Annotated in this window: 31 protein-coding genes and 2 pseudogenes; 31 read left to right on the top strand and 2 right to left on the bottom strand. The window is 49.1% G+C overall.

Annotated features, from left to right (window positions below; translation table 11 throughout):
• Positions 1-8 precede the first annotated feature (8 nt).
• The 4 genes from ELK40_RS12505 to ELK40_RS12490 all read left to right on the top strand — a co-directional run bounded on the left by ELK40_RS12505 (position 9) and on the right by ELK40_RS12490 (position 3,262).
• The gene (locus tag ELK40_RS12505; protein ID WP_164850626.1) at positions 9-926 is read left to right on the top strand and encodes a replication protein; all 918 of its coding nucleotides are present in this window, start codon (positions 9-11) and stop codon (positions 924-926) included.
• Positions 923-1,609 carry a replication protein P gene (locus ELK40_RS12500; RefSeq protein WP_127731182.1) on the top strand — a complete coding sequence of 229 codons (687 nt, stop codon included), beginning with the start codon at positions 923-925 and terminating at the stop codon, positions 1,607-1,609. The genes ELK40_RS12505 and ELK40_RS12500 overlap by 4 nt, the downstream gene beginning before the upstream one ends.
• 291 nt (positions 1,610-1,900) lie before the next feature.
• Complete coding sequence (locus tag ELK40_RS12495; protein ID WP_127731180.1) at positions 1,901-2,596, top strand: hypothetical protein; 696 nt, start codon at positions 1,901-1,903, stop codon at positions 2,594-2,596.
• Positions 2,597-3,262 carry a class I SAM-dependent methyltransferase gene (locus ELK40_RS12490; RefSeq protein ID WP_127731179.1) on the top strand — a complete coding sequence of 222 codons (666 nt, stop codon included), beginning with the start codon at positions 2,597-2,599 and terminating at the stop codon, positions 3,260-3,262.
• An 850-nt stretch (positions 3,263-4,112) separates the two neighbouring features.
• Here ELK40_RS12490 and ELK40_RS12480 read toward each other — a convergent pair.
• On the bottom strand, positions 4,113-5,294 hold the full coding sequence (locus ELK40_RS12480) for a diguanylate phosphodiesterase (RefSeq protein WP_127731177.1): 1,182 nt from the start codon (positions 5,292-5,294) through the stop codon (positions 4,113-4,115).
• Between the two features lie 489 nt (positions 5,295-5,783).
• Between ELK40_RS12480 and ELK40_RS12475 the strand changes: the two genes are divergently transcribed.
• The 16 genes and pseudogenes from ELK40_RS12475 (at position 5,784) to ELK40_RS12395 (ending at position 14,460) form a co-directional block, all read left to right on the top strand.
• Positions 5,784-6,233 carry a VOC family protein gene (locus tag ELK40_RS12475; protein WP_127731175.1) on the top strand — a complete coding sequence of 150 codons (450 nt, stop codon included), beginning with the start codon at positions 5,784-5,786 and terminating at the stop codon, positions 6,231-6,233.
• 365 nt (positions 6,234-6,598) lie between these two features.
• Positions 6,599-6,823, top strand: coding sequence for a DinI family protein (locus ELK40_RS12470; RefSeq protein WP_127731173.1), 225 nt, complete (start codon positions 6,599-6,601; stop codon positions 6,821-6,823).
• Between the two features lie 388 nt (positions 6,824-7,211).
• Positions 7,212-7,814, top strand: a complete 603-nt coding sequence (locus tag ELK40_RS12460) for a DUF1367 family protein (RefSeq protein ID WP_127731171.1) — start codon at positions 7,212-7,214, stop codon at positions 7,812-7,814.
• The gene (locus ELK40_RS12455; RefSeq protein ID WP_063149571.1) at positions 7,814-8,020 is read left to right on the top strand and encodes a hypothetical protein; all 207 of its coding nucleotides are present in this window, start codon (positions 7,814-7,816) and stop codon (positions 8,018-8,020) included. The genes ELK40_RS12460 and ELK40_RS12455 overlap by 1 nt, the downstream gene beginning before the upstream one ends.
• A gap of 2 nt (positions 8,021-8,022) precedes the next feature.
• Complete coding sequence (rusA, locus tag ELK40_RS12450) at positions 8,023-8,385, top strand: crossover junction endodeoxyribonuclease RusA (RefSeq protein ID WP_127732789.1); 363 nt, start codon at positions 8,023-8,025, stop codon at positions 8,383-8,385.
• A complete protein-coding gene (locus ELK40_RS12445; RefSeq protein ID WP_127731169.1) occupies positions 8,382-9,215 on the top strand; it encodes an antitermination protein in 834 nt (277 codons plus the stop codon). The genes rusA and ELK40_RS12445 overlap by 4 nt, the downstream gene beginning before the upstream one ends.
• Positions 9,216-9,408: 193 nt before the next feature.
• Positions 9,409-9,600: a hypothetical protein gene (locus ELK40_RS12440; RefSeq protein WP_127731167.1), complete on the top strand. Its 192-nt coding sequence runs from the start codon at positions 9,409-9,411 to the stop codon at positions 9,598-9,600.
• 715 nt (positions 9,601-10,315) lie between these two features.
• Positions 10,316-10,483: a hypothetical protein gene (locus ELK40_RS22705; RefSeq protein ID WP_164850625.1), complete on the top strand. Its 168-nt coding sequence runs from the start codon at positions 10,316-10,318 to the stop codon at positions 10,481-10,483.
• Positions 10,484-10,680: 197 nt separating this feature from the next.
• A complete protein-coding gene (locus tag ELK40_RS12435; RefSeq protein ID WP_127731165.1) occupies positions 10,681-10,983 on the top strand; it encodes a hypothetical protein in 303 nt (100 codons plus the stop codon).
• Entirely contained in the window at positions 10,983-11,519 is a 537-nt protein-coding gene (locus ELK40_RS12430; protein WP_127731163.1) for a lysozyme, read from the top strand. The genes ELK40_RS12435 and ELK40_RS12430 overlap by 1 nt, the downstream gene beginning before the upstream one ends.
• Complete coding sequence (locus ELK40_RS12425) at positions 11,516-12,034, top strand: hypothetical protein (RefSeq protein WP_127731161.1); 519 nt, start codon at positions 11,516-11,518, stop codon at positions 12,032-12,034. Before ELK40_RS12430 ends, ELK40_RS12425 begins: the two co-directional genes overlap by 4 nt.
• Before the next feature lie 387 nt (positions 12,035-12,421).
• Complete coding sequence (locus tag ELK40_RS12420) at positions 12,422-12,835, top strand: Ivy family c-type lysozyme inhibitor (RefSeq protein ID WP_127731159.1); 414 nt, start codon at positions 12,422-12,424, stop codon at positions 12,833-12,835.
• A gap of 450 nt (positions 12,836-13,285) precedes the next feature.
• Positions 13,286-13,501: pseudogene (locus ELK40_RS12410) on the top strand (terminase small subunit); the annotation flags it as partial.
• A 2-nt stretch (positions 13,502-13,503) separates the two neighbouring features.
• Positions 13,504-13,575: pseudogene (locus ELK40_RS12405) on the top strand (lysozyme); the annotation flags it as partial.
• A 47-nt stretch (positions 13,576-13,622) separates the two neighbouring features.
• On the top strand, positions 13,623-14,084 hold the full coding sequence (locus ELK40_RS12400; RefSeq protein ID WP_127731155.1) for a lysis protein: 462 nt from the start codon (positions 13,623-13,625) through the stop codon (positions 14,082-14,084).
• 82 nt (positions 14,085-14,166) lie between these two features.
• A complete protein-coding gene (locus tag ELK40_RS12395; protein ID WP_069719107.1) occupies positions 14,167-14,460 on the top strand; it encodes a hypothetical protein in 294 nt (97 codons plus the stop codon).
• A gap of 27 nt (positions 14,461-14,487) precedes the next feature.
• Here ELK40_RS12395 and ELK40_RS12390 read toward each other — a convergent pair whose 3' ends face one another.
• Positions 14,488-14,850 (bottom strand): hypothetical protein, encoded by a 363-nt coding sequence (locus tag ELK40_RS12390; protein ID WP_127731153.1) that lies wholly within the window; start codon positions 14,848-14,850, stop codon positions 14,488-14,490.
• 653 nt (positions 14,851-15,503) lie between these two features.
• Here ELK40_RS12390 and ELK40_RS12385 point away from each other — a divergent pair.
• The 11 genes from ELK40_RS12385 to ELK40_RS12335 all read left to right on the top strand — a co-directional run bounded on the left by ELK40_RS12385 (position 15,504) and on the right by ELK40_RS12335 (position 24,964).
• On the top strand, positions 15,504-16,493 hold the full coding sequence (locus tag ELK40_RS12385) for a terminase small subunit (RefSeq protein WP_127731151.1): 990 nt from the start codon (positions 15,504-15,506) through the stop codon (positions 16,491-16,493).
• Complete coding sequence (locus tag ELK40_RS12380) at positions 16,471-17,778, top strand: terminase family protein (RefSeq protein WP_127731149.1); 1,308 nt, start codon at positions 16,471-16,473, stop codon at positions 17,776-17,778. Before ELK40_RS12385 ends, ELK40_RS12380 begins: the two co-directional genes overlap by 23 nt.
• 1 nt (position 17,779) lies before the next feature.
• Positions 17,780-19,168, top strand: a complete 1,389-nt coding sequence (locus ELK40_RS12375; protein WP_127731147.1) for a DUF4055 domain-containing protein — start codon at positions 17,780-17,782, stop codon at positions 19,166-19,168.
• A gap of 1 nt (position 19,169) precedes the next feature.
• Positions 19,170-20,267, top strand: a complete 1,098-nt coding sequence (locus tag ELK40_RS12370) for a phage minor head protein (RefSeq protein WP_127731145.1) — start codon at positions 19,170-19,172, stop codon at positions 20,265-20,267.
• Between the two features lie 80 nt (positions 20,268-20,347).
• Positions 20,348-21,118: a hypothetical protein gene (locus ELK40_RS12365; protein WP_127731143.1), complete on the top strand. Its 771-nt coding sequence runs from the start codon at positions 20,348-20,350 to the stop codon at positions 21,116-21,118.
• 11 nt (positions 21,119-21,129) lie between these two features.
• Positions 21,130-22,083 (top strand): major capsid protein, encoded by a 954-nt coding sequence (locus tag ELK40_RS12360; protein WP_127731140.1) that lies wholly within the window; start codon positions 21,130-21,132, stop codon positions 22,081-22,083.
• A 317-nt stretch (positions 22,084-22,400) separates the two neighbouring features.
• Positions 22,401-22,883 (top strand): DnaT-like ssDNA-binding protein, encoded by a 483-nt coding sequence (locus ELK40_RS12355; RefSeq protein ID WP_127731138.1) that lies wholly within the window; start codon positions 22,401-22,403, stop codon positions 22,881-22,883.
• Entirely contained in the window at positions 22,883-23,233 is a 351-nt protein-coding gene (locus tag ELK40_RS12350; protein ID WP_127731136.1) for a hypothetical protein, read from the top strand. Before ELK40_RS12355 ends, ELK40_RS12350 begins: the two co-directional genes overlap by 1 nt.
• 1 nt (position 23,234) lies before the next feature.
• Positions 23,235-23,819: a hypothetical protein gene (locus tag ELK40_RS12345; protein WP_127731134.1), complete on the top strand. Its 585-nt coding sequence runs from the start codon at positions 23,235-23,237 to the stop codon at positions 23,817-23,819.
• Positions 23,816-24,226, top strand: coding sequence for a DUF4128 domain-containing protein (locus tag ELK40_RS12340; RefSeq protein WP_047652148.1), 411 nt, complete (start codon positions 23,816-23,818; stop codon positions 24,224-24,226). The genes ELK40_RS12345 and ELK40_RS12340 overlap by 4 nt, the downstream gene beginning before the upstream one ends.
• Positions 24,227-24,292: 66 nt before the next feature.
• Positions 24,293-24,964, top strand: a complete 672-nt coding sequence (locus ELK40_RS12335; protein ID WP_127731132.1) for a phage tail protein — start codon at positions 24,293-24,295, stop codon at positions 24,962-24,964.
• The last annotated feature ends 47 nt before the right edge of the window (positions 24,965-25,011 follow it).

Genomic DNA, 25,011 nt, shown 5'->3' with positions numbered 1-25,011 from the left:
AGCTAAGTATGTCAAACACAGCTGAAATTATCAATTTCCCCCACAGAACCGAACAACCGGGAGGTCGTATGGCCGACCTGTCGAATGGGTATACCAAGGTCGCTAACGAGATCCAACAGCTCAAGCCTCGTCTGAGAATGTCAGGCCGGGAGTGGCAGTGTTTTGAGGCGGTGATCTGGCTTACCTACGGCTGGAACAAGAAACAGGACCGCGTTACGAATACAGTGATCGCCGAGCTTACTGGGCTGAGTGATTCCCACGTTTCTGATGCGCTCAAATCGCTCGCAGAACGCAAAATTATCTTCAGTCAGAAGCAGGGTGTGATGAAAACGGTCGGTATAAATACTGACCTTTCCGCCTGGATTTTAGACAAACCGAAAACGGGAAAAGTCTTCCCGAAATCGGGAAAAGTGTTACCGAAAACGGGAAAAACGTTCCCGGAAACGGTAGACACCCAAGACTATAACAAGAACAATATTAAAATATCCTCGTCTCGGAATTCTGACGAATCCCGAAACCAGAAAACTCAAAAGTTTCTCTCACGCCATCCAGAAGCTGCCGCCGGGATATACACCCCGGCAGGTAAATCATGGGGATCCGCTGACGACCTCAAGGCCGCACGCTGGATTTACGACAGGCTTCTCACCGTCAACGCTTCGCTATCTGAGCCAAACTGGGCGGAATGGGCAAACACCATCAGGCTGATGCGCGTCCAGGACAAGCGCACGCACTACGAAATCTGCGACCTGTTCCAGTGGGCAAACAGGGACGAGTTCTGGAAAGACAACATCCTGAGCCCTTCCAGTCTGCGCAAGCAGTGGGATCAGCTCACTACCAAACGGCTGCGTGCAACCGGAACGGCAAAGCCTTCCCGGGGCAGCATCGACCTGCATAACACCGACTGGATTGACGGGGTGCTGGAATGAAAAACCTTGCCGAGAGCATTCGCAATTTTGACCGGGAACAGGCTCGCCGCGTGGCGCACAACCTACCTGAGCAGTACACCGAACGCGAACAAATGCAGCAGGTGGCGCAGATTATCAACGGGCTATTCGTACAGCTGGCTGCCGCGTTCCCGGCAAGCCTGGTTAACCGCAGTCAGGAAGACGTGAATGAGATCCGCCGGCAATGGGTGCTGGCGTTCAAAGAAAACGGGATAACCACCATGGAGCAGGTTGAAGCCGGTATGCGCATGGTACGCCGTCAGGAGCGTCCGTTCCTGCCTTCGCCTGGCCAGTTCATCAAGTGGTGCAGGGAAGGACGCTGCGTGCTGGGGATCACCACCGCTGACGTCATGGCTGAGTACTGGAAGTGGAGGAAGCTGGTTTTCCGGTACCCGAGCAGCGAGCTATATCCGTGGCCAAAGCCGGTTTATTACCACATTTGCCTTGAACTGCGGCGCCGCGGAACGGATGGCCAACTTAGTCAGAAAGAGTTAGAGCGTGAGGCCAGCGATATCTTGGAAATGTGGGAAAAGCGGGTGCTGGCCGGGAAGCCAATTCCACCTGTCCGTAGAGCGTTGGCTGCTCCGGTGGCCCCAAAAGGGCCGACACCAGCGGAGTTGCTTAAGGCGAAATATGAGAGTATGAAAGCTGATGGCAGGGCATAGGGAGGAAATGGTCCGCTTTGAACGAGGTAGGGACATCGAAGCGCCGGTACTGATAGTGGATTTGGCTACTTAAAACATTACATTTGCTATTGTGGGTGCTACATACATAAAATTGAATGCAGTAAGCATAGATATTTGTACAGTAGGTTTCTCTGAGGGCTAGATTAATCAAAAAGATTTAGATAATATTGCAGTGTTAAATTAAGAAACTAGTGGTGTTTAGCTTTAAATGCGTTATTTGAGTTAGTACACTATAACAAATTAGCGCTTTTTTATGCTTGGAGAGCCAAAATGTTAGAGCCACCAAAGAGTTATAATGAAATGTTGCCTCTGCTACATAAGGCAACTTTTATTACAACGTTTATATTCTATTTTTTATTGGTTATTTATGGCTACATCCCATTGGTTGGCATTAATGCCAAATACATTCCTCCCATCAAAGACTACGAAGAGTTTATTAAATGGATCTTAACATTCGGTATATTGCCAATTGCATTTTCGATTTTTTGGTCCGTGATTAGTGGGGCCTTAGATCTTCATAATAACGTTGCAAAAATTCTTGGAATAAGAAAGGTCTGGGATAAATATCTAATTATTAGACCATTAGCCAAAGTTGCAGGCGTGACGAGAGAATTAACTAGTGATGAATCATATAAGGTAATGAGTAAACTGTATTACCCAGAAGTCAAAGAGTTAAAAGATAAACATTACGTTGAGCTTTTCTGGAATAAAGTTTATTACTTTTGGGTTTTCTTTGAACATACAGTAATTGCATTTATTACTGTTTTGGTGATTAGTTTCGCTAAATTAACTGATTTGTTATCTGTTACTGGTTCTTTGAATAATCTTTGGTTGTGGGTTATTTTCCTTGTAATATTCAACCTTCTTATTTTCCTAGCATCTGTCAAACCAAGAACTGAAAGTCAAGTAAGACAGATACCTGATGGAAAAATAAAAGAATTCTTTAATGTCAATAATATTTTTTAAATGGAGCTGGTTTTGAACTATAAGATAGATGGAATAACCATTCGTTCAGAAAATGCGGCCAAGCCGCATACAATGCCATCTGGTTATCTTTGCAATTATATTAAAAACTCTAAAAAAAATGGCAGAGCCCTTGATTTCGGATGTGGAAAACTTAGATATTCAGAACAATTAGTAAATAAATTTAATGTTGTGACTTTTCTTGATTCACGAAAGCAGCTTGAAAGAGTTCAAATTATTAGGGGTGTAAAAACCACAATTCCAGAATATGTGGCTAATAACTATAAAAATTCTAATGCTGTTCCTTTTGAAAATGTAGATAAAATAACAGATCAATACGACTTCATACTCTGCGCCAACGTGCTTTCCGCAATTCCATGTAAAACCACAATTTACAAAATCATCAGTTCCATTAGAGAGTTGTTAAAGAGTGATGGCGAGGCAATGATTGTTAATCAATACAAAAGCTCTTATTTCAAGAAGTATGAAAGTGGAATTAAACATTTGCATGGATATATATACCAGAACTTTCGAAATGCTTCCTACTATGGTCTGTTGGATGAAAGGGTTGTGAGTGAAATTTGCTTAGAAAACAATTTGTCAATAATCAAGTCATGGAGCAAAGCAGGCAGTTCATATGTAATTGTTGGTAAAAATAAAGAGGTTTAGTATATTGCAACAAATTCTAAGAAAGTGCCATTTACTTATTACTACTTAGTTCGCCGGAGGCGGGGCAACATGTGCCACTCCCACAAGATATGTCAGCTGGTAACATTCTCGTTAAGATGCGGCGCTTGTGTCTCATACTGGAAAACTAATTAAGATGTTTCCTGAAAGCCTGATTGCACAGGCTAAACGACCCTTAGAAATTTCTATGGCGAAATAATTACATAAGTCTTCTCCACTGTGTGTTATAACCGAGTTACAAATCGCCACCACTGGCGGTTAAGAGGCATCTCATGAAATTACGTATCACAAGAGCAATCGGCCTAAGCAAGTTCTCGCCACGTTGGGTTAAGGTTATCTGTTTACGGTTGACTAAAACGATATTGAGCGCTCCCTCAACGCGCTTCTGGCCACAATTGATGAATCTGAACTCTCTCCGGAGCAAGTTAAAGCATTAAGGGAATGCGTTGACAGAATCAACCTAGCAAGGGGAAAGGGGATGAAGGCATGAGCACTTTTGAGGAAAGGTAAGCCAATACTGTATAGGCGCGGCAGCGTTTGCTGCCCAAGTATCGCTTACCGGTCGATACCAACTGAGCTTTAAAAGCCAAATATGACTGGATGAAAGCCGGTTGGAGGGTTAGGGATGAACTGGTTCTTCGTGAGCGAAAATGAGACCAACTAATTAAGTCTGTTCTGTTTACCGCATCTTACTGAGTACTGAAGCATTGCCTTTGCACCCGCCGGGCCCGCTGACTTTTCCCTATGTATTAGTTCACCCGCTTCCGGCTTGACACCCACCGAGTATGACTGCGTTAATCCTATGAAAAAGTAATAAGTCTACAAGTTCTTTTTAACATTCGCTGAATTCATTAGATTCTGGCCAGAAGATCTTCAAATATCCATTTTTATCATATTTTGAAAAAAGATTGCCCTGGAAGCAAAATATCCCAGCGGATTCGAGCCACATCCATTCTTCTGTCTGCTCGACTCCTGTAGCACAGATTCTTATTTCCATAAGTTCACAGCAGCGGATTAAGCTTAGGAGTATAGCCTGCTTGGAACCTTCTTTATGTATATTGTGTATCAGTTGCGGGTGTATTTTGAGCTTCTCAGGCTGGAATTTCGAAAGAAACAATAAACCTGCATTACCCATACCAAAGTCATTAATAGCAACGCTTAATCCGCAACTTTTGAGTATCTGCACTGAATGCGCGAACTCATCAATTTCAGGGATTATTTCGCTCTCTGAAAACTCAACTATAACTTGTTCTGGGTATAAGTTACTTTCTCTGATATAATCGAGCAATATTTCAATCGCATCAGGCACCCTCAGTAAGGTTAAAGGCAGGAGTGTTATTGATACTCGTTGTGAGGAGCTAATGAACTTCCCTGCGATTTTTAACAAATCTTTCTTCGATTCCAAATCAAAAAATAAATTATTAGCTTTTATATCGTCTTTGTCTGATTTTGCACTCAAGACAAAAGAATGAATCTGGCTAGCGAGAGGATCTATAACTGCATGCATGTCTTGGATTATAGCGGGATCGACCGATGATACATCTATTTGCTCGGATGAAAAAAACCAACTGAATCTATCAGGAAGTACATAATAGCTATCTGTCTCAGCCGAATCTATAAATGTACGGAAAAACCTTAAAGCTCTGTCGTTGTAAAGCAATTTATGTTGGGTTGTTCCATGTTGAAGAACCCTGTCCAGACACTCGTCTTTACTGAATAGTCTTATATCAATTAATTCCATGCCGGAGCGACCAAATCGTCGATAGGGGGCATAATCGGATAAGAGTTCTACAATGTTAAAGTGAAGTGTATCCCGACAAATCTTTTTATAGATTTGCATAACAGCTACTTCATCACCTTCAAGAAGCTGTAAGAAATGAATCCCATTGAAAAGTAAAACACCAGTTACTCCCGCACGTTCATTTCGAGAATTGGCTTCACTGACCATGTCAATAATGGATTGAATTGGTGCATCAGCTCGCAGGTGGCTTCGGTAGATGAGAGTAGTAAGCATAGTTGCACACTTTTAAGGATTTTCTTCTAAAGTAGCATGAGAAAGGACAGTTAGTGCTATTTTACTGAAAAAATTTACAAAAAAGAGTTCTGTGACCTTAAAATTGTCTATGAAGAGTAAAATGCTTCACAAAAAAACCATTCAATAAACGTGGTTAAAGCCCGCGAGATATGTTTGGCTCTGCAACATAAAAATTGCCTGGTATGCGCACGTGACAAAGTAAAAATTGATTCTAAGATTTTGGTAGTGAAAATGATTACATGGAGTTTCGAATGGTTTTTATTGCGGCTTTAACTTTATCTTTTCTTCTGTGTGTAGCGGGCCTTATCTTCATTTTGCTGGAGTTAGTTAGCATAGGCTGCAACCCTGAACGACATTGAACAATACGTGCAAGAAATCCAGCAAAATCATTGATTGAAAGGCTCTTGACCTCAAGTTAACTTGAGCTTTTAAGATGGCGATTCTGGAGATAGTCAAAGGATTAGCCTAATGAAAGAGATTGATGTCGGTTTTACGCACGTTGCGTTTGTTGTTAGAGATTTGGAAAAAAGTATCGATTTTTACGGCCGTTATGCTGGCATGGAAGTCGTACACAGGCGAGAGCCTGACCTTCCGGAGGCACGTAAAGTCGCATGGTTAAGTGACCGAACTCGCCCTTTTGCGCTTGTCCTTGTCCAGGTTGATGCTGTGACTGACACCCCTTTAGGTAATTTTGGTCACTTGGGAGTAGCTTGTTCAAGCATTGAAGAAATCGACAATAAAGTAGCGATGGCCAGAATGGAAGGCATCTTGCGAAAAGAACCGGCTCAGGCAGGCGAACCGGTAGGTTATTATGTCTTCTTCTCTGATCCTGATGGCAACACACTCGAACTTTCTTATGGTCAGAAAGTCGGGATCGAGGCTTTCCGTCAAGATGATAGAGTGCCTGCATCTCAGTAAATTTCGATAACCGGTTGGATTACATTACGACTGGTAATGTTTCATGTCGTTTTAGAGCTTGCTGACAAATTTGTTGCTTAGTAACAGCAAGCTCCATAATAGCCTTTACGAATTTTCATTTTATAAATCTCATATCGAAACCACAATTTAGTAGTGAAACTGCACTAAACTCCTCTGAAATCTATTCAACATAACTATTGTGTAGACCACCAAATCTGAGATCTGTCCCAAATCGTTCTTAAAACCGATACCTGCAAGCTTGGAAGCGCTCCATCCTTCTAACACTCTTTAATCGTTGCAAAATCCGTAAGATACGTTTATAAATATACTGTATATACATACAGGTGTTTGTTGCGGAGGGAAAAATGAAAATCGAGTTAGCCATTGATCGCATGAAGAAACTTCCTGATGGAGCTATACCTGCACTAGAGTCAGAACTGCTCAAAAGGCTCAGCAAGCAGTTTGATAATTGTCAGCTAACGATCAAGCGTGCCAGCAATGATGGTCTGAGTGTTTTCGGGGGCGACAAGAAAGAGGTTGAGCAAATCGTGCAGGAGACCTTGGAAAGCGCCGACGAGTGGTTTTATTAATCGCGTGAATTTCACTGGAGCAGTTTCAAAGAGTATCGCTGTTTGCGTTCCCCTGGCTGTTCCCGATTACTGTTTACCGCGTCAATAAGTCGCTCTGGGGGAAATAGTGTGTAGTGCAGATGCCTTTAATGCAGATGATCAATGGTACGACGTGGTCAGAAGGGCCGATAAAGCAGTTATCTATAGCTTCCCGGCTGAGGGCAGATATCTGGTTTATCGAGTAAATGGAATAGTTTCATTAAGACCGTTGCTCGAAGAGGAAGAAATATTCACTCTCAACGGGTTTATGCAATTTGCAAAACGACTGGGGTACCGAGTTACACCACCGTCTGATATTATTATTTCATAGGCCTGAACAACCTATACCTGATGCGCCACGGAGAGAACCATGGCGCTAGAATTACAACTTATCAAACACCACTCAGGAATACTGATCCCGGCTACGCCTGAGACCAGCGATATCCTGCAATCCAAAACCCGGCTCGGCGATGTTCTTGTTGCCGAGTTCAGGCGGGTACGTAACCCGGCATTCCATCGGCGCTTTTTTGCGCTTCTTAATCTCGGTTTTGAATACTGGGAACCAACAGGCGGGGCTATCTCGAGTAACGAGCGGAAGCTGATTACCGGCTACGCCTGGTTCCTGGCTTTTTATGGCGGGAATGAGGGGGCTCTGATCGATGCTGCCGAGCAGTATCTTGAGCAGGTTGCTTATCGACGCGTCACAAATGGCATTAGCCTGTGTAAATCCTTCGATGCTTACCGCTCATGGGTAATCGTCGAGGCAGGGCACTTTGATGCCATTCAGCTACCTGACGGCACACTCAAAAAGCATCCTCGCAGCATTTCATTCGCCAACATGGACGAACTCGAGTTTCAGCAGCTCTATAAAGCTGCGCTCGATGTTCTTTGGCGCTGGGTTCTGTCCCGTTCATTCCGCAGTCGCGATGAGGCCGAAAATGTTGCCGCGCAGCTGCTTGGCTTTGCGGGGTAATGGGGATGAAGAAGACCTGGTTCCACCACACCGATTGCAGCACCGAACAGGCCGACGAACTGGTCAAGCGTTACAAAGCGCGCGGCGTGCGCGTTGAGCGCAGCCTAAACCAGGATTACGTGACCTGGACTGTCAGTGCATTCCTGCCGACCTCAAATACACCAGCCCGCCCGGATAGTCGATGGCGAAACCGGATGTGGGGGTGAACGTGAAGACATATCAAATCACTTTGCCCTGGCCGCCGAGCAATAACCGGTATTACCGGCACAACCGCGGGCGCACGCACATTAGCGCTGATGGTGTCGCGTACCGCTATGCAGTCGCCAGCGTCATTCGAAGCGCCCGGCTTAATATCCGCACGGCCGCACCACTTAAAATCCGTATCGATTGTCACATGCCCGACCGCCGGCGCCGCGATCTGGATAACCTGCAGAAGGCCGCTTTTGACGCTTTAACCAAGGCGGGATTCTGGCTGGATGACTGCCAGGTTATTGACTATCGCGTTGTGAAAATGCCTGTCGTTAAGGGCGGAAAGTTAGAACTCACCATTACCGAGCTGGAGACCGCATGAATCTTGAAAACACCCTCAAATATCACTTCGCCAAATCGACAATGATTAGCGACTCTCCGCGTGCTACTGCGTCAGACTCATTAACCGGAACGGATATCATGGCCGCTATGGGCATGACGCAGGAACGGGCTGCCTTGGGTTATAGCGCCTTTCTCGGGAAGATGGGTATCAGCAACAATGACCGGGAGAGGGCGATTGAGTTGCTGGCCGAGTACGCGTTGACTAAGTGCGATCGGGTTGCGGCATTACGAAAGCTTGATGCAGTGGTTAAACCACTGGTAATGCACCAACTGGCCACCTTCGCGTTCGAGGACTATTCCCGCAGCGCCGCCAGTGTGAAGCAGTGCGATGGCTGCAATGGGGAAGGGTTTATTGACGCTGAGGTTTTCAGCATGAAGTCCCACACTCCGGCAAAAGAGAAGAAATTCGTGAAGATGTCGCTGAGTATGGGTGTCGAAAATATTCGACCTTCTGAGTATGAGGTACGGAGGCAGGTCAGGGAGGTTGCACGCGTTCTCTGCCCTCAGTGTAAGGGGAAGAAGGTTGTTAGTTGTGCCTGTAGAGATTGTCATGGACGCGGGAAAGCTGTTAATCAGGCTCTTACAGAGCAGCAGGGCGTTCCGGTACTTGCTGATTGCAAGCGCTGCAGTGGGCGAGGGTTTGAGCGAATTCCATCAACTGAGGCTTACGCCGCGGTGTGTCAGATAACGGATGCAATCAGCCTCGATACCTGGAAGAAGTCTGTTAAGCCATTCTACGATCAGCTCATCACCAAGTTTGACATCGAAGAGGCTTGGGCTGATGCGCAGCTCAAGCAGATAACAAAATAGGGCGTGAATTTATCGCGAGCTATTTACTTTTCCCTAAACTGTGGTAATTTTGCTCTAACGATGGGTTATTACCTTCGTTTAAAGCCCTGCGGTTTACACCGTGGGGCTATTTTGCTTAATAGCGACTTAAGAATATCTAAAACCATTCAACCCTGCGGTGACTTAGAATTTCCCCAACAACGCAGGAGGGAATATGGAAGAAGGTTTCTACTGGATTCAGCACAACGGCAGGATTCAGGTTGCTTACTTCAGCAATGGCGTTACTGAAGACCTTGAGACGGGACTTACTTTTAATGGTATTTGGCATCTGGCACAGGGTGACGACATCTGCGACAACGGAGAGGCCGAGGTGATTGAAGGCCCTCTCCCTCTACCATTTAGATGAATATATTCATCTGATTATGTGGCAGATTCTTCATACTGCACATATGCTTCTTAAGCATCCTGCGGAATGGATGTTTCTGAAAGCGTTTTTGTGGTGGATCCCCCTAAGCGGAGGGGCGGTTCAGCAGGACATTTCTCCAGAGTGTCCAACCAGCGCGCGGAAATGAATGCTGTGATCATTTCCACCGGGAGGCACCCGGCACCACTCCCTCAGTTATTGCCAACTTAGCTATTTATGCCTGCTTGTCCGAGCAGGCTTTTTTTTGTGAATGGTGAACAGTATTGACCGGGTGAATGAATTAATCGTAATTTATTCACGTGGTGAATCCTTTCTAAGCGAAAGGGCGTTCCAGTCAACTGCGCTCTGCAGGTATGCACGCGGCCTTGCTGACTGGGGTAGGGTCACCGGGAGGCACCCGGCACCATGACAACAACAATAAAAGATTAAAATTCCTTGAGAGCCTGCCATAAAACGCAGGCCTTTTTTTATGGCTTGGAAAACTACTGCTACTCTTTAAGTCGTGAGAAGTTACTGAGTGCCCTGTGATTCTCCTGGACCGATAGTGAATCAGCCGATACAGCTTCACCTCTGAGCATAAGTCTTACTCACACCTACCTTACAAATAGTCAACTCATTGGCCCGCTTCAAAAGAGCGGGCTTTTTTTCTCTCCATTCAAATTTTCTGAATGGGGTAGCCAAAGAAAGAGGGGGCTAAATGTCTGATCATGTTTCTGGCACTAATGTAATAGCTGGTGGACATTTGATAGCTAGCTCAGTGCACAAAAAAAGTGCGGAGAATGACATCAATCTTCTCCGCATTAAAAATGCCAGTGCTACCCGCTTGTATTTCTTATATCCCTTTGAGGATAAGTTTTTAACTTAACGCAAATGATAACATCTAAAAACTATGCGAATAGTTAATTGTTTTAAAGCTTTAAATAGTTCTTCTTAAGGATTATTTAATTTATTGCATTCCTCAGAAGAAGGACGCTCCAGCAGGTTACAACCCTCACAAGGCTGCCATTTGGCGGCCTTTTTTATTTCTAGCAATAGCACCCGCACCAAGCGAGGTGAGAGACCATGAAAATGAATGATTCAGGGAACATCTTCACGCAGTTCTTCGCGTGGGTAGCAGCTCTGGCGTCAGCCATTGGATTTACCACTCAGGATCTGGTGTTCATGTTCTTTGGCGCTGCTGGTCTGCTTATCTCGCTAGCCTCATACATTAACGGGCGGGTAGATGCAAACCGTAGGCGTAGAGAGGATGAGAAGCGAACAAAATTGGTCAATGACTACCTGAAAGGCGTTGGTGATAAACCCCTTCAAGAGCGTCCTGCCGCTGCAAGCGTGGTCGTTGAGGCATTACAAAAGGAAGGTGAGTGATGGGATCCAGAGCAAAGCTGAGTACTGCAGTTTTGGGGCTGGTACTGGCTGGTGCTCCTGCATCCGTCATTCTCGATCAGTTTCTGAATGAGAAAGAAGGTAACAGCCTCACGGCCTACAAAGATGGCGGTGGTATCTGGACTATTTGCCGCGGCGCAACGATGGTTGATGGTAAACCGGTTGTGCAGGGCATGAAATTGACTCAGGCCAAATGCAATCAGGTGAATGCTATCGAACGCAATAAGGCTCTGGCATGGGTTGACCGCAATATTTCGGTACCGCTAACCGAACCCCAGAAGGCTGGAATCGCATCTTTCTGTCCGTACAACATCGGGCCGGGTAAGTGCTTCCCGTCCACGTTCTATAAGCGCATTAATGCCGGTGACCGCCGCGGGGCATGCGAGGCAATCCGCTGGTGGATTAAAGACGGTGGTCGCGATTGCAGCATGACTAAAGGTCAGAAGAACGGCTGCTACGGTCAGGTAGAACGGCGAGACCAGGAAAGTGCGCTGGCGTGCTGGGGGATAGACCAGTGAAAATTAATCCGGGTATTATCGGCGTTGTCATTATTGCTGGCCTTTCGGTTGCCCTCGTTCGGAGCTGCTCGGAGGCCAGTAATCTTCAAAGCGAAAACGACGTTCTGCGAAGTGACAATTCTCTGCAGGGGCAGGTTATCGCTACCCAGGCATTCAACTTCAATCGATTCAATCAGGTTGCAGAACATGCCAATAGGCTCAACTCCCTGATTGACACCAGCACCGAAGAAACCGTAATCGAATACCGGGAGATTCTCCGCCGTGAAAAAACCTGTGATCTGCCTGTTCCTGCTGACATTGCTGGTGGGCTGCTCAAATACGCGCACCGTTTACGTGCCAGCGCCATGCACACCGATTCCAATGGACCTGACACAGCCGATGATCGTGCCGTTGCCACCAGCTCCATGACGTACTGCCAGGCAGTATTGTGGATTAAGCCGCTACTGGCTGTAATTGAAAAGGGCAACAATAATTTCGCTGGCATAAGGCAGATCGAGCAGGAAAGAAAGAACTAGGGATGGCTCATCCTTGAGCACACGGGTATTTCTGAACGACGGCTTTACCTGACATAGCAAAGCCTCCTTTAAATTTTAGAAAACACATGAGATTTAACAACTAAAAGTGGCAAATCAAAAAAAGCCCTCATCAGGAGGGCAACCGGAGTCTCAGTTTTACTTGCTCTTTTTATCGATGTTTCCCTGGAGTTGGCATTCTCCGCATCAGAGTCCTGAACAGTCTGGCAGCCAGGCAGTAATCAACAAGCATAAGCGCTAGTGATTAAGATAATCCTTACCTAATCATTTGGGCCGGGCAGTAACTTCAAATGCTCTGATTATCCATAGGGCTGACATGGCGACTGCAAAGGTATAAAGTTGAGGTGTCTTTATGGAATGAGGATTAACATGAAAGGTAAAGTGATTATCGCTGCTATGGCTTTAGTTTCGTTCAATGCTGTCGCTGATGAGGGGCAGTATCTTTCTGACTTCGCCAGTGCAAAAAGTACGTCTAAAAGCTACTCCCAGCTTATTAGTAAAAACAAATTACCTGCATGGGTAAAAAGTGGTGGTACGAGCACGCCATCAACCGAAGTAACAGTTGCGGGCAAAAAGTATATTGCTCTGTCAGGATGTAAACCACACAGCTGTCCAGAACAGAATATTGCTGTTCTCTACTCACCTGATAACGGTGATATCCATGGTGTGTTTTCTGATTTCAATGCAGAAAAGAATCGTGAGACATTGACCTGGTTAAACGTGGATCCGATTGATTCTGATGCGATGAAAAATGCGCTTTTCAACCGGCTGTACGGCAATTAAATAACCCAAGCTTCAAACTGTAATCCACCAGTTTGAAGCTTCAAACACAAATCAATCGTCACTCAGTGTGTTGGTCGCTCACATTGCACCATCATTTCGCTTAACTTTAGCAATGAATTCCTCTGTGATCGTTAGACCAGCAATGATTTCCGAATTTAAGACAGAAGCACCAAATTTGCTTACGAGGTCAAGAAGAGCTTCATATGTCTGGATGAGTTCCATTAGATCAGAAATGACTATTTGGTCATGCTCAGTGTGCAGATGAGTCCGTGCAGAGGCTTGATGCACTATCCACTCGAGATTGGCCTTGATTTTCTGTACGTCATCGTAGTTATACATATTTCATGAGCTTAAATCCTCATTTCAAGATTTATTTGAGAAAAATACGTCGTTGCTTCAAATAATGAAGCTATCAGTGACGTCTAAAATTCATTCAATTTAGAGGTAACAATGGCTAAGCCGGACTGGGGCGAGCTGCAGAAGCGGTTCCTGTCTGATCACGCTGCTACTGGCATATCCCCTAAGGAATGGTGCGAGGCACATAACCTTAATTATGTAACTGCTCGCCGCTATATCAAGAAAACTGCTGCGCAAAATACAAAAATTTACCCGCGAAAGATAGCACGCACTGCGCAGAAAGAAAAAAGCGCAGATGAGCTGGTGGACATGGGAACCAGAAAGGCGCATGCGATCTGCTGCGGCGCTGGACTCATGCTGGAGGCAAACAGTGGAAAGGGTGAGTAACGCGCCGGGAGATTGAGCGCGAAGTCTGCGAGTGGGGCCAGAAATGAGTCGAATAACAGCCATCATCTGCGCTGTCGTTATCTGCCTGCTGGTTTCTATGACATGGGCGATTAACCACTACCGAGACAACGCCATCGCTTATAAAGACCAGCGCGATATAGCCACTGAGAAACTCATCCTGGCGAACGCCACCATCAAAGACATGCAGACCCGCCAGCGAGATGTCGCTGCGCTGGATGCTAAATACACAAAGGAATTAGCCGATGCGAAATCTCAGCTTGAAGATCTGCAGCGTTGCGTTAGCTCTGGCAAGTGTGGGCTGCACGTCAACGCCAGATGTCCCGCGAACGGAACGGCCGGCACCGGCGGCATGGGCAATGCTTCCGGCCCCAGACTTACTGACTCCGCTGAACGGGATTATTTCACCCTCAGAAAGCGAATCGTTACTGTAACGAAGCAGGTTGGCTATCTGCAGGATTACATTAGTGAGCAATGTCTCAAATAGCCATAAAAAAAGTTTTTGTGTCTTGATCGCATTTCGACCGCCCCCATGATGTAGGTTCACATGTTAAAAAAGGACAATAACAATGATTTATGATGTGACCACCTACTACATCAACAGCAAGACTGATGCAAACTTAATGCGTTACGACGTAATTAGTATTGACTCCGACACTTACCACGTGAAGGTGTTCGACAATCAGCAGCACGGGATTTCAACACCAGATTTAATTTCTCAAGTTGCCGAGTTCCAAATAACTCGTGCTGAATACAATGCAAGATATCAGGTGGGTGATCGATCGATTGTGAAAATGAACGCGGATCCAGGTTTTGAAAACACCATTACAGATCGACTTCAGGAACATCGAGACAGACTGTAGTAACTGTAACCGCCTACGGGCGGTTTTTTATTGCCACATGAATCGTGTCGTTTGTGGCGTGAAAGTTATGGTGGCTTGGTTCCAGTCTTTTCCAGCAAGAATTTTCTCTATGCAGTGTGTGGCGTAAAGGCCATCTGGTGGAGTGAAAGAGATATATTCGCTTTCACTAGTTAACTTGAAGTCATGTATAGCCGCAATTGCTGTACGCCCGTCATAGTCAATGCTCCGAAAACAGGTAATCCTCGCTTCGTAAAACGTGTCGGGTAAACCCTCTAGCATGCATCCTGTGGCCCATTGCAAAAGCTGTTCATTTGAATACTCCGGCTGAGTGGTTGGAGCTTCCTGCTGCTTACTTATGAGCCGCTTAAATGTATTGAGAAAGGAAAACATGTCACCTCCATGGTTTTTTTCAAGGTAAGCATATTATTGCAATCCACCCGGAGAGATCCATCGTTAGGGTAATATCCATGATAAGGGATAACGACAATGATATCCCCACATGAGGGTAAGCCCATGAAGCACTAAAGCGGATAGTCCGTAGCCGAAAGGCAATGCAGCAGTCATTAAGCTGCCCCGAGTCGCGTAATGGCGAGCAGTTATAGCAGACCGATGTGAGAATAAATAAGGGAACATGCTCCGGTAAAGCAGCACGTACGCCATACGCGCATCGGTTATAAGCGGCGATGAAGCGACAGCAACTCAAGGGCATGAGCGCAGCCACTGCGAGAGTTTGGCAGGCATTACAGCAGGCATTCACTGAGTGCCTGTGATAATGCACAATAACTCCTCGTCATATGGAGGGGTTATGGAAGAGAAAGAGCAGTGGTTTTTTTCACGGAATGCTTACGATGCAACCACATGGGAGCACTTACCGGCGTATTCGTATGGTGAAGTCTACAGTTGCGATGGTGGACAATCCTCAGGTGAAATATTCGAGTCCTTAATGGCTGAAAAACAGAGGCTGCGAGAAAACCTCTGGATACAGTGCGTAGCATTCAACAAAGTTTAACCGCCTCAGGGCAGTTTTTTTATTGGAGTAAGCAATGGCAAAACCGGACTGGGGCGAGCTTCAGCAACGGTTCCTGTCCGAACATGCCGCAACCGGCGTATCCCCGAAGGAATGGTGTGAAGCGCAGGGACTGAACTATGCGACTGCCCGCCGATACATCAAAAAATCTTCTGCGCAAATTGCTTACAAATCTGCTCATAAAAAAATGCGCACTGCGCAAAAGGAAAAATGCGCAGAGCAGCTGGTGGATGATGATGGACTTACAACTCAGCAGCGCTTATTTGTCGCGGAGTACCTGAAGGACAACAACGCTACTGCCGCCGCTGCACGTGCTGGTTATAGTGATCCAAACTATGGTCGTCAGCTCATAGCGAATCCTAACGTTGCGCAGTCTATTGCGCAGCAGCAAAAAGCATCCATTATGCGCACGCTTGGCAGTGCCGATGAAGTCCTCGCGCAGATGTGGCAGCTCGCCACCTTCGATGCAAACCAACTCTCACAATACCGCCGCGGCGCTTGTCGTTATTGCTGGGGCTTTGGCCATCACTACCAGTGGCGGGATGCCGTGGAGTTTAAAGAGAAGCAGCTGGAAGCTAAAGAACGCGACAAGCGTGAGCCAGTTGATGTGGGCGGCTATGGATATGACCACACTCGTGAGCCTAACCCTGTCTGCCCGCGCTGCAATGGTGACGGAATAGGCCAGCCTTACTTCGCTGACACCAGGAAGCTCTCCCCTGACGCTGCTCTGGCTTACTCCGGTGTAAAGGTCGGCAAAAATGGCGTCGAAATCACAGCAATCAGCCGCGAGCGAATGTTCGAAGCGGTAATGAAGCGCCTGGGCCTGGCCGATAGCGAGTTCGCCCAGCGCCTGCAGCAGATTGAAATCGAACGCCGGCAGCTTGAGGTCGAGAAACTCCGTAAAGAGCTGGCCGGTGATGGTGAGGACGATGAACCAACCCCAGTGCAGATCAATATCAACGTAGTGGATGCGAGGGCAGACGATGGGGATCAGCCCGACACTTAACATTCCTCAGGCGCGCTTCCTCGCGATGCAGCACAAATTCAAAGCCTATGTTGCCGGGTTCGGTTCGGGTAAAACGTGGGTGGGTTGTGGCGGCATCTGTAAGGGCATGTGGGAACACCCGAAGATTAACCAAGGCTACTTCGCGCCAACGTACCCGCAAATTCGTGACATCTTCTACCCAACGATTGAGGAGGTGGCCTTTGACTGGGGGCTGAGCGTCAAAATCAATGAGGGGAACAAAGAGGTTCACTTCTACGAGGGGCGGCGCTACCGCGGGACAACCATCTGCCGCTCGATGGAGAAGCCCGGCTCGATAGTCGGTTTCAAAATCGGTAATGCGATGGTGGATGAGCTGGACGTCATGGCGGCGGCCAAAGCACAGCAGGCCTGGCGAAAAATCATCGCCCGTATGCGTTACAAGGTTGATGGGCTACGTAATGGCATCGATGTAACGACAACGCCAGAAGGGTTCAAGTTCGTCTACCAGCAGTTCGTGAAGGCGGTACGTGAAAAGCCAGAGCTTGCGGCGCTCTATGGACTGATTCAGGCCAGCACGTTCGACAATGCGAAGAATCTACCGCCTGATTACATCCCGTCGCTGCTGAGTTCTTACCCTGACGAACTGATTCAGGCATACCTGCGAGGAAAGTTCACCAACCTTAACAGCGGGACCATTTACCACACCTTTAACCGCAAGCTGAATAACTGTTCTGACGAGATTCAGGACGGGGATCCGCTGTTTATCGGTATGGACTTCAACGTTGGAAAAATGGCCGCGATTGTTCACGTTAAGCGTAATGGCCTGCCGCGCGCGGTCCGTGAGCTGGTGAAGGTCTACGACACGCCAGCGATGATTAAGCGTATCCAGGAAGAGTTCTGGCGCTACGAGGATGGCCGATACGTTAAAAGCCGGGAGATTTACATTTATCCGGATGCCTCTGGTGACTCACGCAAATCGCAGAACGCCAGCAAGACCGATATTGCTCAGCTCAACGATGCCGGATTCAGCGTCATTGTTGATGATGCCAACCCGCCGGTTAAGGACCGTATCAACTCGATGAATGCCATGTTCTGTAACGCCAACGGCGAACGCCGCTATCTGGTGAACGTCCAGAGCTGCCCGGTTTATACCGAAAGCCTCGAACAGCAAATCTGGGCGGCCAATGGCGAACCGGACAAATCAGCTGATAACGATCACCCCAATGATGCTGGTGGGTACTTCATCGTGAAGGATTACCCGATTGTGAAACCGGCATACTCAATCACCATGGACACCACTTTCTGATATGGCAAACGACGACATCACCTGGGTTCGACCAGAACATCGGGCGGCTTCTGCTGCCTGGCGGAAATACAGGGACTTTTGCAAAGGCGCTGAGGCCGTAAAGGCTGCGGGTAATAAGTACCTGCCTTATCTCGACCCAACTGATAAATCCACGCGCAACCGTAAGCGTAATGAGGACTATCTGAGCCGTGCGGTGTTCTACTCCATTGCCGGCAACACGAAAATCGGCATGCTTGGCATGGCATATCGAAAGGATCCTACCTTTAATGGTCCTGAGAAGCTGAAATACCTGCTGGACAATGCTGACGGGGCCGGTACCAGCATCTATCAGCAGTCACAGCTGGTGGCTGAGAACGTGCTGGAGGTCGCGCGAGAGGGGCTTTATGTCGACTATGCAGAAGCCTCCGATGAGGCGATCATTCTCCGCTATCTGGCAGAGAACATTATCAACTGGCGAACAAAGCGTATTAACGGGCGCGATCAGCTGGTGCTGGTGGTCCTGCGTGAATGCGTAGAAGAGCCGGATGGTTACGCTTACAAGGATGAAATCCAGTACCGCGAACTGGCGCTGGAAGAAGGGCGGTTCATATGTCGCGTATGGCGCCGGGCTGGTGGCACCGCAAGCGGAGCCTATACCGTCAGCAGCGAATATCAACCGAAGCCGAAAGGAAAGGACTACTGGGACGAAATCCCGTTCACCTTTGTCGGTGCTCAGAACAACGATCCCACTATCGATGATTCACCGCTCGCTGCGCTGGTGGAGATAAATCATGGTCATTACCGAAACAGCGCTGACTATGAAGACAGCGTATGGTTCTGTGGCCAGGTGCAGCCGTATATGACCGGTCTTGATACCAACTGGCGCGATCACCTCGAGAAGAAGGGCGTGAAAATTGGTTCCCGATCACCGCTTTTACTTCCCAGGGAGGGCTCGTTTGGCTATGCCCAGGCGCAGCCAAACATGCTTGCTAAAGAGGCCATGGACAGCAAGCGCGATTACATGGTGCAGCTGGGCGCGCGGCTGATTGAACAGAACGCCACGGCGAAGACAGCAACCCAGGCGAGCGGTGAGCAAACATCCTCAACATCGGTGCTCGGTATCTGCGTTTCAAACGTTTCTGAAGCCTATACGCTGGCGCTTGGCTGGTGTGCGAAATACCTCGGCATCAAGGGCGAAACGACGAGTTACACCATCAATCAGGAATTCATTGCGAAGGTTGCTGAGTCGGGCATGGTGACGGCGATCGTTAACGCCTGGCAGTCCGGTGCGCTTCGCGATAGCGATATGATTCGCGCGCTGCAGAAGCTCGATCTCATTGACCCGGCGGACAGCCCGGATGAAGTGATTGATGCAATTCGCAATCAGGCACCAACGTTGACGGGAGGTTGAGATGCCAACCGTCAACGAACGCCTGAGCGATGAGTCGATCGCACATTCCATCTGGTTAAGCCGCTACGCTACGGGCGTGGCAAACCGGATGGTGAAGTTGCTTAACGAGACGGATGCTGACTTGTCGGCACGTCTACTGGATGCGCTGGACAGATTGCCTCCTGAGAGCTTCACCGTTAGCCGTCTGCAGAGTTTACTGGGCAGCGTGCGTGAGCTTAACCATCAGGCCGTAGCCACCATGCAGGCAGGGCTCGAGAGTGAGCTGGTGGCACTGGCAAAGAACGAAGCCAGTTATCAGCTGAGCCTGTTCGATTCCCTTCTGCCATCACAGGTCTTGTCTCACTATCCGTTGCAGGGCATCACCGCCGATATGGTGTATGCCGCGGCGATGGCGCAACCCTTTCAGGGTCGGCTGCTGAGTGAGTGGGCGGAGAATCTGGAATCGGACAGGCTGGCGCGTATCGTGAACGCCGTCCGCAGGGGTTATCTTGCTGGCGACACGGTAGAAACTATCGCGCGCAATGTTCGTGGCCATGCCAACAAAGACTATCGCGACGGGGCGCTGCAGATGAGCAGGGCAAACGCCGCCAGCATCGCTAAAACAGCTGTGAATCATCTGGCTGCCACAGCGCGCAACAGCTTCACCAGTGCCAACAGCGATATCGTGAAAGGCAAACAGTGGCTGTCTACGCTGGACAATAAAACCAGCCACGACTGCATTATTCGTGACCTGCTGCGTTACACCCTGGATAACAAACCGGTCGGGCATAAGGTGCCTTACCTGCAGGGACCCGGGAAAATTCATTTTTGCTGTCGTTCTACCGAAACCCTAATCCTCAAGTCGTGGCGCGAACTTGGCATCGATATCGATGAGATGGACGAGGGAAGTCGTGCCAGCATGGATGGACAGGTACCGGGGAAAACCTCGTATCTGGAATGGCTCGCGCGCCAGCCGGCACAACGCCAGGATCAGGTTCTGGGTGCCGAGCGTGGCCGATTGTTCCGCGCGGGTGAAATCGACCTGGCTGATATGTTCACTGACAGAGGCGAATGGATCAGCTTGGAACGTCTGAAGCAGCTCTCTGGCACAGACAACTAACAATCACACCTTACTCCACGCCCTGGCATCCGCCGGGGCTTTTTTATGGGCGAGGCCCGGCAAAATCCCGAGGGGAAAATATGTTAATTCGAAACATGCTTCTGAAATTCTATGCACCAGAAAGCGGCGGCGAGGGCAGCGGCGGCGGTGGTATCGAAATCACCCCAGAAATCCAGAAGCTGATTGATGAGCGCGTGACCAACGAAGTCACTGGCCTGAAATCGAAAAACTCTGAGCTGCTGGGTACCATTAAGCAGCAAAAAGAACACCTGTCTCGCTTTGATGGTATCGATCCTGATGCAGTGCGCGGGATCCTCCAGCGTTTTTCCGACGACGAAGAGGCAAAGCTGATTGCCGCCGGAAAAATCGATGAGGTGCTCGATAAGCGCACCGAGCGTCTGCGTGCTGACGTCGATAAGCAAATCAAAGCCGCAAATGAACGCGCCGACAAAGCCGAAGCGTTCTCCAACAAATTTCGGGATCGAGTTCTGGGCGATGCAATCCGTGCAGCAGCTTCAAAAGCTGGTGCGCTGCCGGAAGCATCTGACGATCTGATTCTGCGTGCCAAAGGCACATTCCAGCTCAACGACGAAGGCGAGGCCGTAGCAGTTGATGCAAATGGCGACGTTCTGTTCGGTAAAGACGGCAAAACTCCACTAAGCCCGCTTGAGTGGGCGGAGTCTCTTAAGGAGACGGCTCCGCATCTGTTCCCACGCGCAGAAGGCACCGGCGCGGGCGGACATAAACCAAACGGTGGTGGCAGCCTGAAACGTTCCGAAATGAGCGCCAGCGACAAAGCGGACTACATCCGCAAGCATGGCCAGCAGGCCTTCCTCAAACTTCCAAAATAAGGGATTAACCCATGTCTACCACTGTTAATAGTGACCTGATCATTTATGACGACCTGGCGCAGACCGCTTTTCTCGAGCGCCGTCAGGACAACCTGGCTATTTTCAACGCGTCCTCCAACGGTGCGATCCTGCTGGATAACGAGCTGATTGAAGGCGATTTCCGCAAGCGAGCCTTCTACAAAGTGGGCGGCTCAATCGAATCGCGTGACGTTAACTCCACCGATAAAGTGACGGGTAAGAAGATTGGCGCCGGTGAAGCCGTATCCGTCAAAGCACCGTGGAAATACGGTCCATACGAAACTACTGAAGAAGCGTTCAAACGCCGCGGCCGCTCGGTTGATGAGTTCTCAGAAGTGATCGGCACTGATGTGGCTGACGCTACGCTGGAAGGCTACGTGAAATACGGCTTGAAGGCCCTGACGGCAGCAATTGGCGCCAACGCGGATATGGTGGTCACTGCCGACATTGAGACCGACGGTAAGAAGACCCTGACACGTGGCCTGCGTAAGTACGGCGACAAGTTCAACCGTGTCGTGCTCTTCGTTATGCACTCCGCTACCTACTTCGACATCGTGGATGAGGCGATCGCCAACAAAATCTACGAAGAAGCGGGCATAGTGGTTTACGGCGGACAGCCGGGCACCCTGGGTAAACCGGTGCTGGTTACCGATACCATGGACGCTGATGCGATCCTTGGGCTGGTGGCCGGGGCAGTGACTGTAACTGAGTCTCAGGCTCCGGGGTTCCGTTCATACGACATCAACGATCAGGAAAACCTGGCAATCGGCTACCGTGCTGAAGGCGTGGTGAATGTCGATTTGCTGGGTTACAGCTGGGATACCTCCAAAGGCGACAACCCGGACCTGACCAAAATCGGCACTGCAGGTAACTGGAAGAAGCACTTCACCAGCAACAAATCAACGGCAGGCGTGCTGATCAAACTGGGATCCGCAGCGGGGGAGTAACGCTGTCAGCGGATAAAACCTCCGCAACCGTTGACAGCACCGATGCGGTCACCATTTCCCTTAAGTACGCGCTAAACGGCGCAGGTGTTTCCGGCAAAACTGTTGCCTGGAATTCAACCGGCGGCACGCTCAGCACTGCCAGTTCTCAGACCGGTTCTGCTGGTGGGGCGACGGTCAAACTTACCTCTGATACAGCAGGTACTTTCACAGTCACTGGTACCGTTGATGGTATTGCTAAATCGAGTGAGGAAATCACCTTCACCGCGCCTGCTGCAGGCTAACTGATGGGGCGTAAGCCCCATTCAACGGATGCTCAGATGATTAATACTGATATCACCGCCGCTGACGTTAACAGTTACGCCAGCGAAGATGAACTGGCGTCATTTGCCGGGCTGAGAGGGATTGAGCTGCCTGAAAAGCTCGCGCCGTTACTGATTAAGGCGATGGACTATCTGGAAGGGCTTGATTGGGTAGGTTCCAAAGCAGACCCTCGACAGCCGCTGGCATGGCCTCGCGTGAATGTCGTTCTGGATGAACATGATTTCCCGCCGGATGAAGTACCACGGCAGGTTATAACCGCGCAGTGCATGCTGGCGGTAGAGGCAATCGACGGCGATTTACTCTCCAGCGTGCGCGAAGCCGCTGTGAAAACCGAACGTGTCGAAGGCGCCGTAACCATGACCTATGCGGTTGCCGATGGTGAGGTGTTCACACCATCCTACCCGGCGGTAATGGCTATTCTCGGCGACCTGGCTGGTGGGCGTGGATATGCAATCAATGCTTTCGCGGAGCGTGCGTAATGGCCATCAATTATCAGCGAATGCAGGCGACAACGACTCGTATGCTCAAGCAGAACGGCATTGCATACAACGTCACGCGTAAGGGCTCGTTAATCGTCATCGGTGGTGTGGAGCATCGTTCCGATGATATCCAGTTCACCGCCACAGGAGTGAAGACGGAATACGCGCCAGGCGAAATTGATGGAACCGTCATTGAAAACGGCGATGTTCGGATTGTCTTCACCGCTGAGAAGGAAATTAAAACAGGCGATCTTATCGACATGGACGGCGTAAGGCATCGCGTGGTTAAGCCTAATCCGGTGAAACCGGGTGGTGTGGTGCTCTGCTACAAATCTCAGTTGAGGGCATAGCATGAGCGATAACAAGGCGTTCACGGCTGCCATCACCGCGTTTGTGGACAAAGCCAAAGCGAATCAGGAAGCGGTCGTACGAGCGGTCGGCATTCGGATCCTTAATCAACTGGTGATGATGTCACCTGTCGGCAACCCCGAACTCTGGGGCATCAACCAGACGGCAGCTTCTTACAATCAGGCGGTATACGCCCATAACGAAGCGCAAAAAGCGGACCCTGCAAACCTGACTAAAACCGGACGACTTAAGAAGAAGGCTCGACTGGTGGATGGGATGGATATCAAAGCGCCGCCGGGATATACCGGTGGACGGTTTCGGGGCAACTGGCAGGTGTCTTTTGATACACCGACCACAGATGAAACGGGTCGTGTAGATAAAACCGGAAATCTGACAAAAGCCGCAGGGAATTACACGCTGTCGCTGTTCAAAGTCGGGATGAAGGCTATTTATTTCTGCAACAACGTCCCTTACGCGTATCGACTGGAGATGGGGCACTCTTCCCAGGCTCCGGGTGGGATGGTGCGCATTACTGCTGCTGAGTTTCAGCGATTTTTTGAAGAAGCAGTAAGGGAGGTGACTAAATGATTCCCGATATTGCGGCGGCGCTGGCCGCAAGGCTCGGCGAGTGGGCTGATGCTGAAGGGATCCCAGTTGCCTGGGAAAACGTGCCTTTCACACCGCCATCTGATGGGCTCTATCTTGCTGTCCATGACATGCCCGCTACACCGCGTACGCTGGACCTTGGTTTGCGCTGCCGCATTTATTCAGGTGTATACCAGATTAACGTTGTGGCCCCTGTCGGCACTGGCCGTACCGATGTTGTGGCTCTGGCTGACCGCGTGGCTGAATTGTTCCCCGAGGGGCAGGAGATTGAAGGCAGGGGTTTTACATGCTGGATAGATCAAACGCCTGGTGTTTTCCGCGGTATCACTACATCAGTCTCTTATACCGTTCCCGTTAGTCTCAATTATCGAGCTGATATCTCCAGCTAATCCTCACAACCTACTAAACCTGACCGGCTCTTTGCCGGTTTTCCCGTTTCCAAAGGAGTAACCAATATGGGCTTTGCATTGCCTAACGGCGCTCACGTCTATCTGGCATCGGGTTATGGCCCAGCCATTACTTTCACCGGGGCGACGAACGCCGAAAATATGATGATCACCGTGAGTGAAGCGGACGCACTCAAGGTGGGTGATATTGTTCATGTGAACTGCAACTGGTCCGGTGTTGATAACGTCATTGCAAAAATTGATGCGATTGCCGAAAGCGCCGTAACCCTTCGCAATATCAATACCACCAACAAAAACAAATATGCCGCTGGTGGCGGTACCGGCTCGATCCGCAAGGTGCTTGAATGGACCGAGCTGCCGCAAATAACTGAGGTGTCGAAATCTGGTGGCGATCAGAACACCACACAGATTCAGTTCCTGAGCGACGACCGCCAGCGAAACCTGAATACCTATAAATCCGCAGTCTCTCAGACCTACTCGATCGCTCACGACTCAACTCTCCCGGTATATCCGTTGCTGCGCCAACTGGATGAAGACGAAGAGACGGTTGCGGCTTACATGTACGTGCCGAAGGCGAAGGAAAACCGTTACTGGGCGGCCACGGCGTCCTTTGACGATACGCCAACTACTGCGGTTAACGAGGTAGAGACAGTGAGTGTGGTGCTGAACCTGCAGTCACCGGCGATGACGTTCTACAAGGTGACTGACGCTGCCGCCTGACCCGTCAGAGCTTTCACTATTCCATGCCTCCCATAACGGAGGCTTTT

Source organism: Enterobacter sp. N18-03635 (genome assembly GCF_004006055.1).
Classification (GTDB): domain Bacteria; phylum Pseudomonadota; class Gammaproteobacteria; order Enterobacterales; family Enterobacteriaceae; genus Enterobacter; species Enterobacter vonholyi.
Note: the sequence above shows the minus strand (reverse complement) of the source record. Positions and strands in the feature narration are given on the sequence as shown.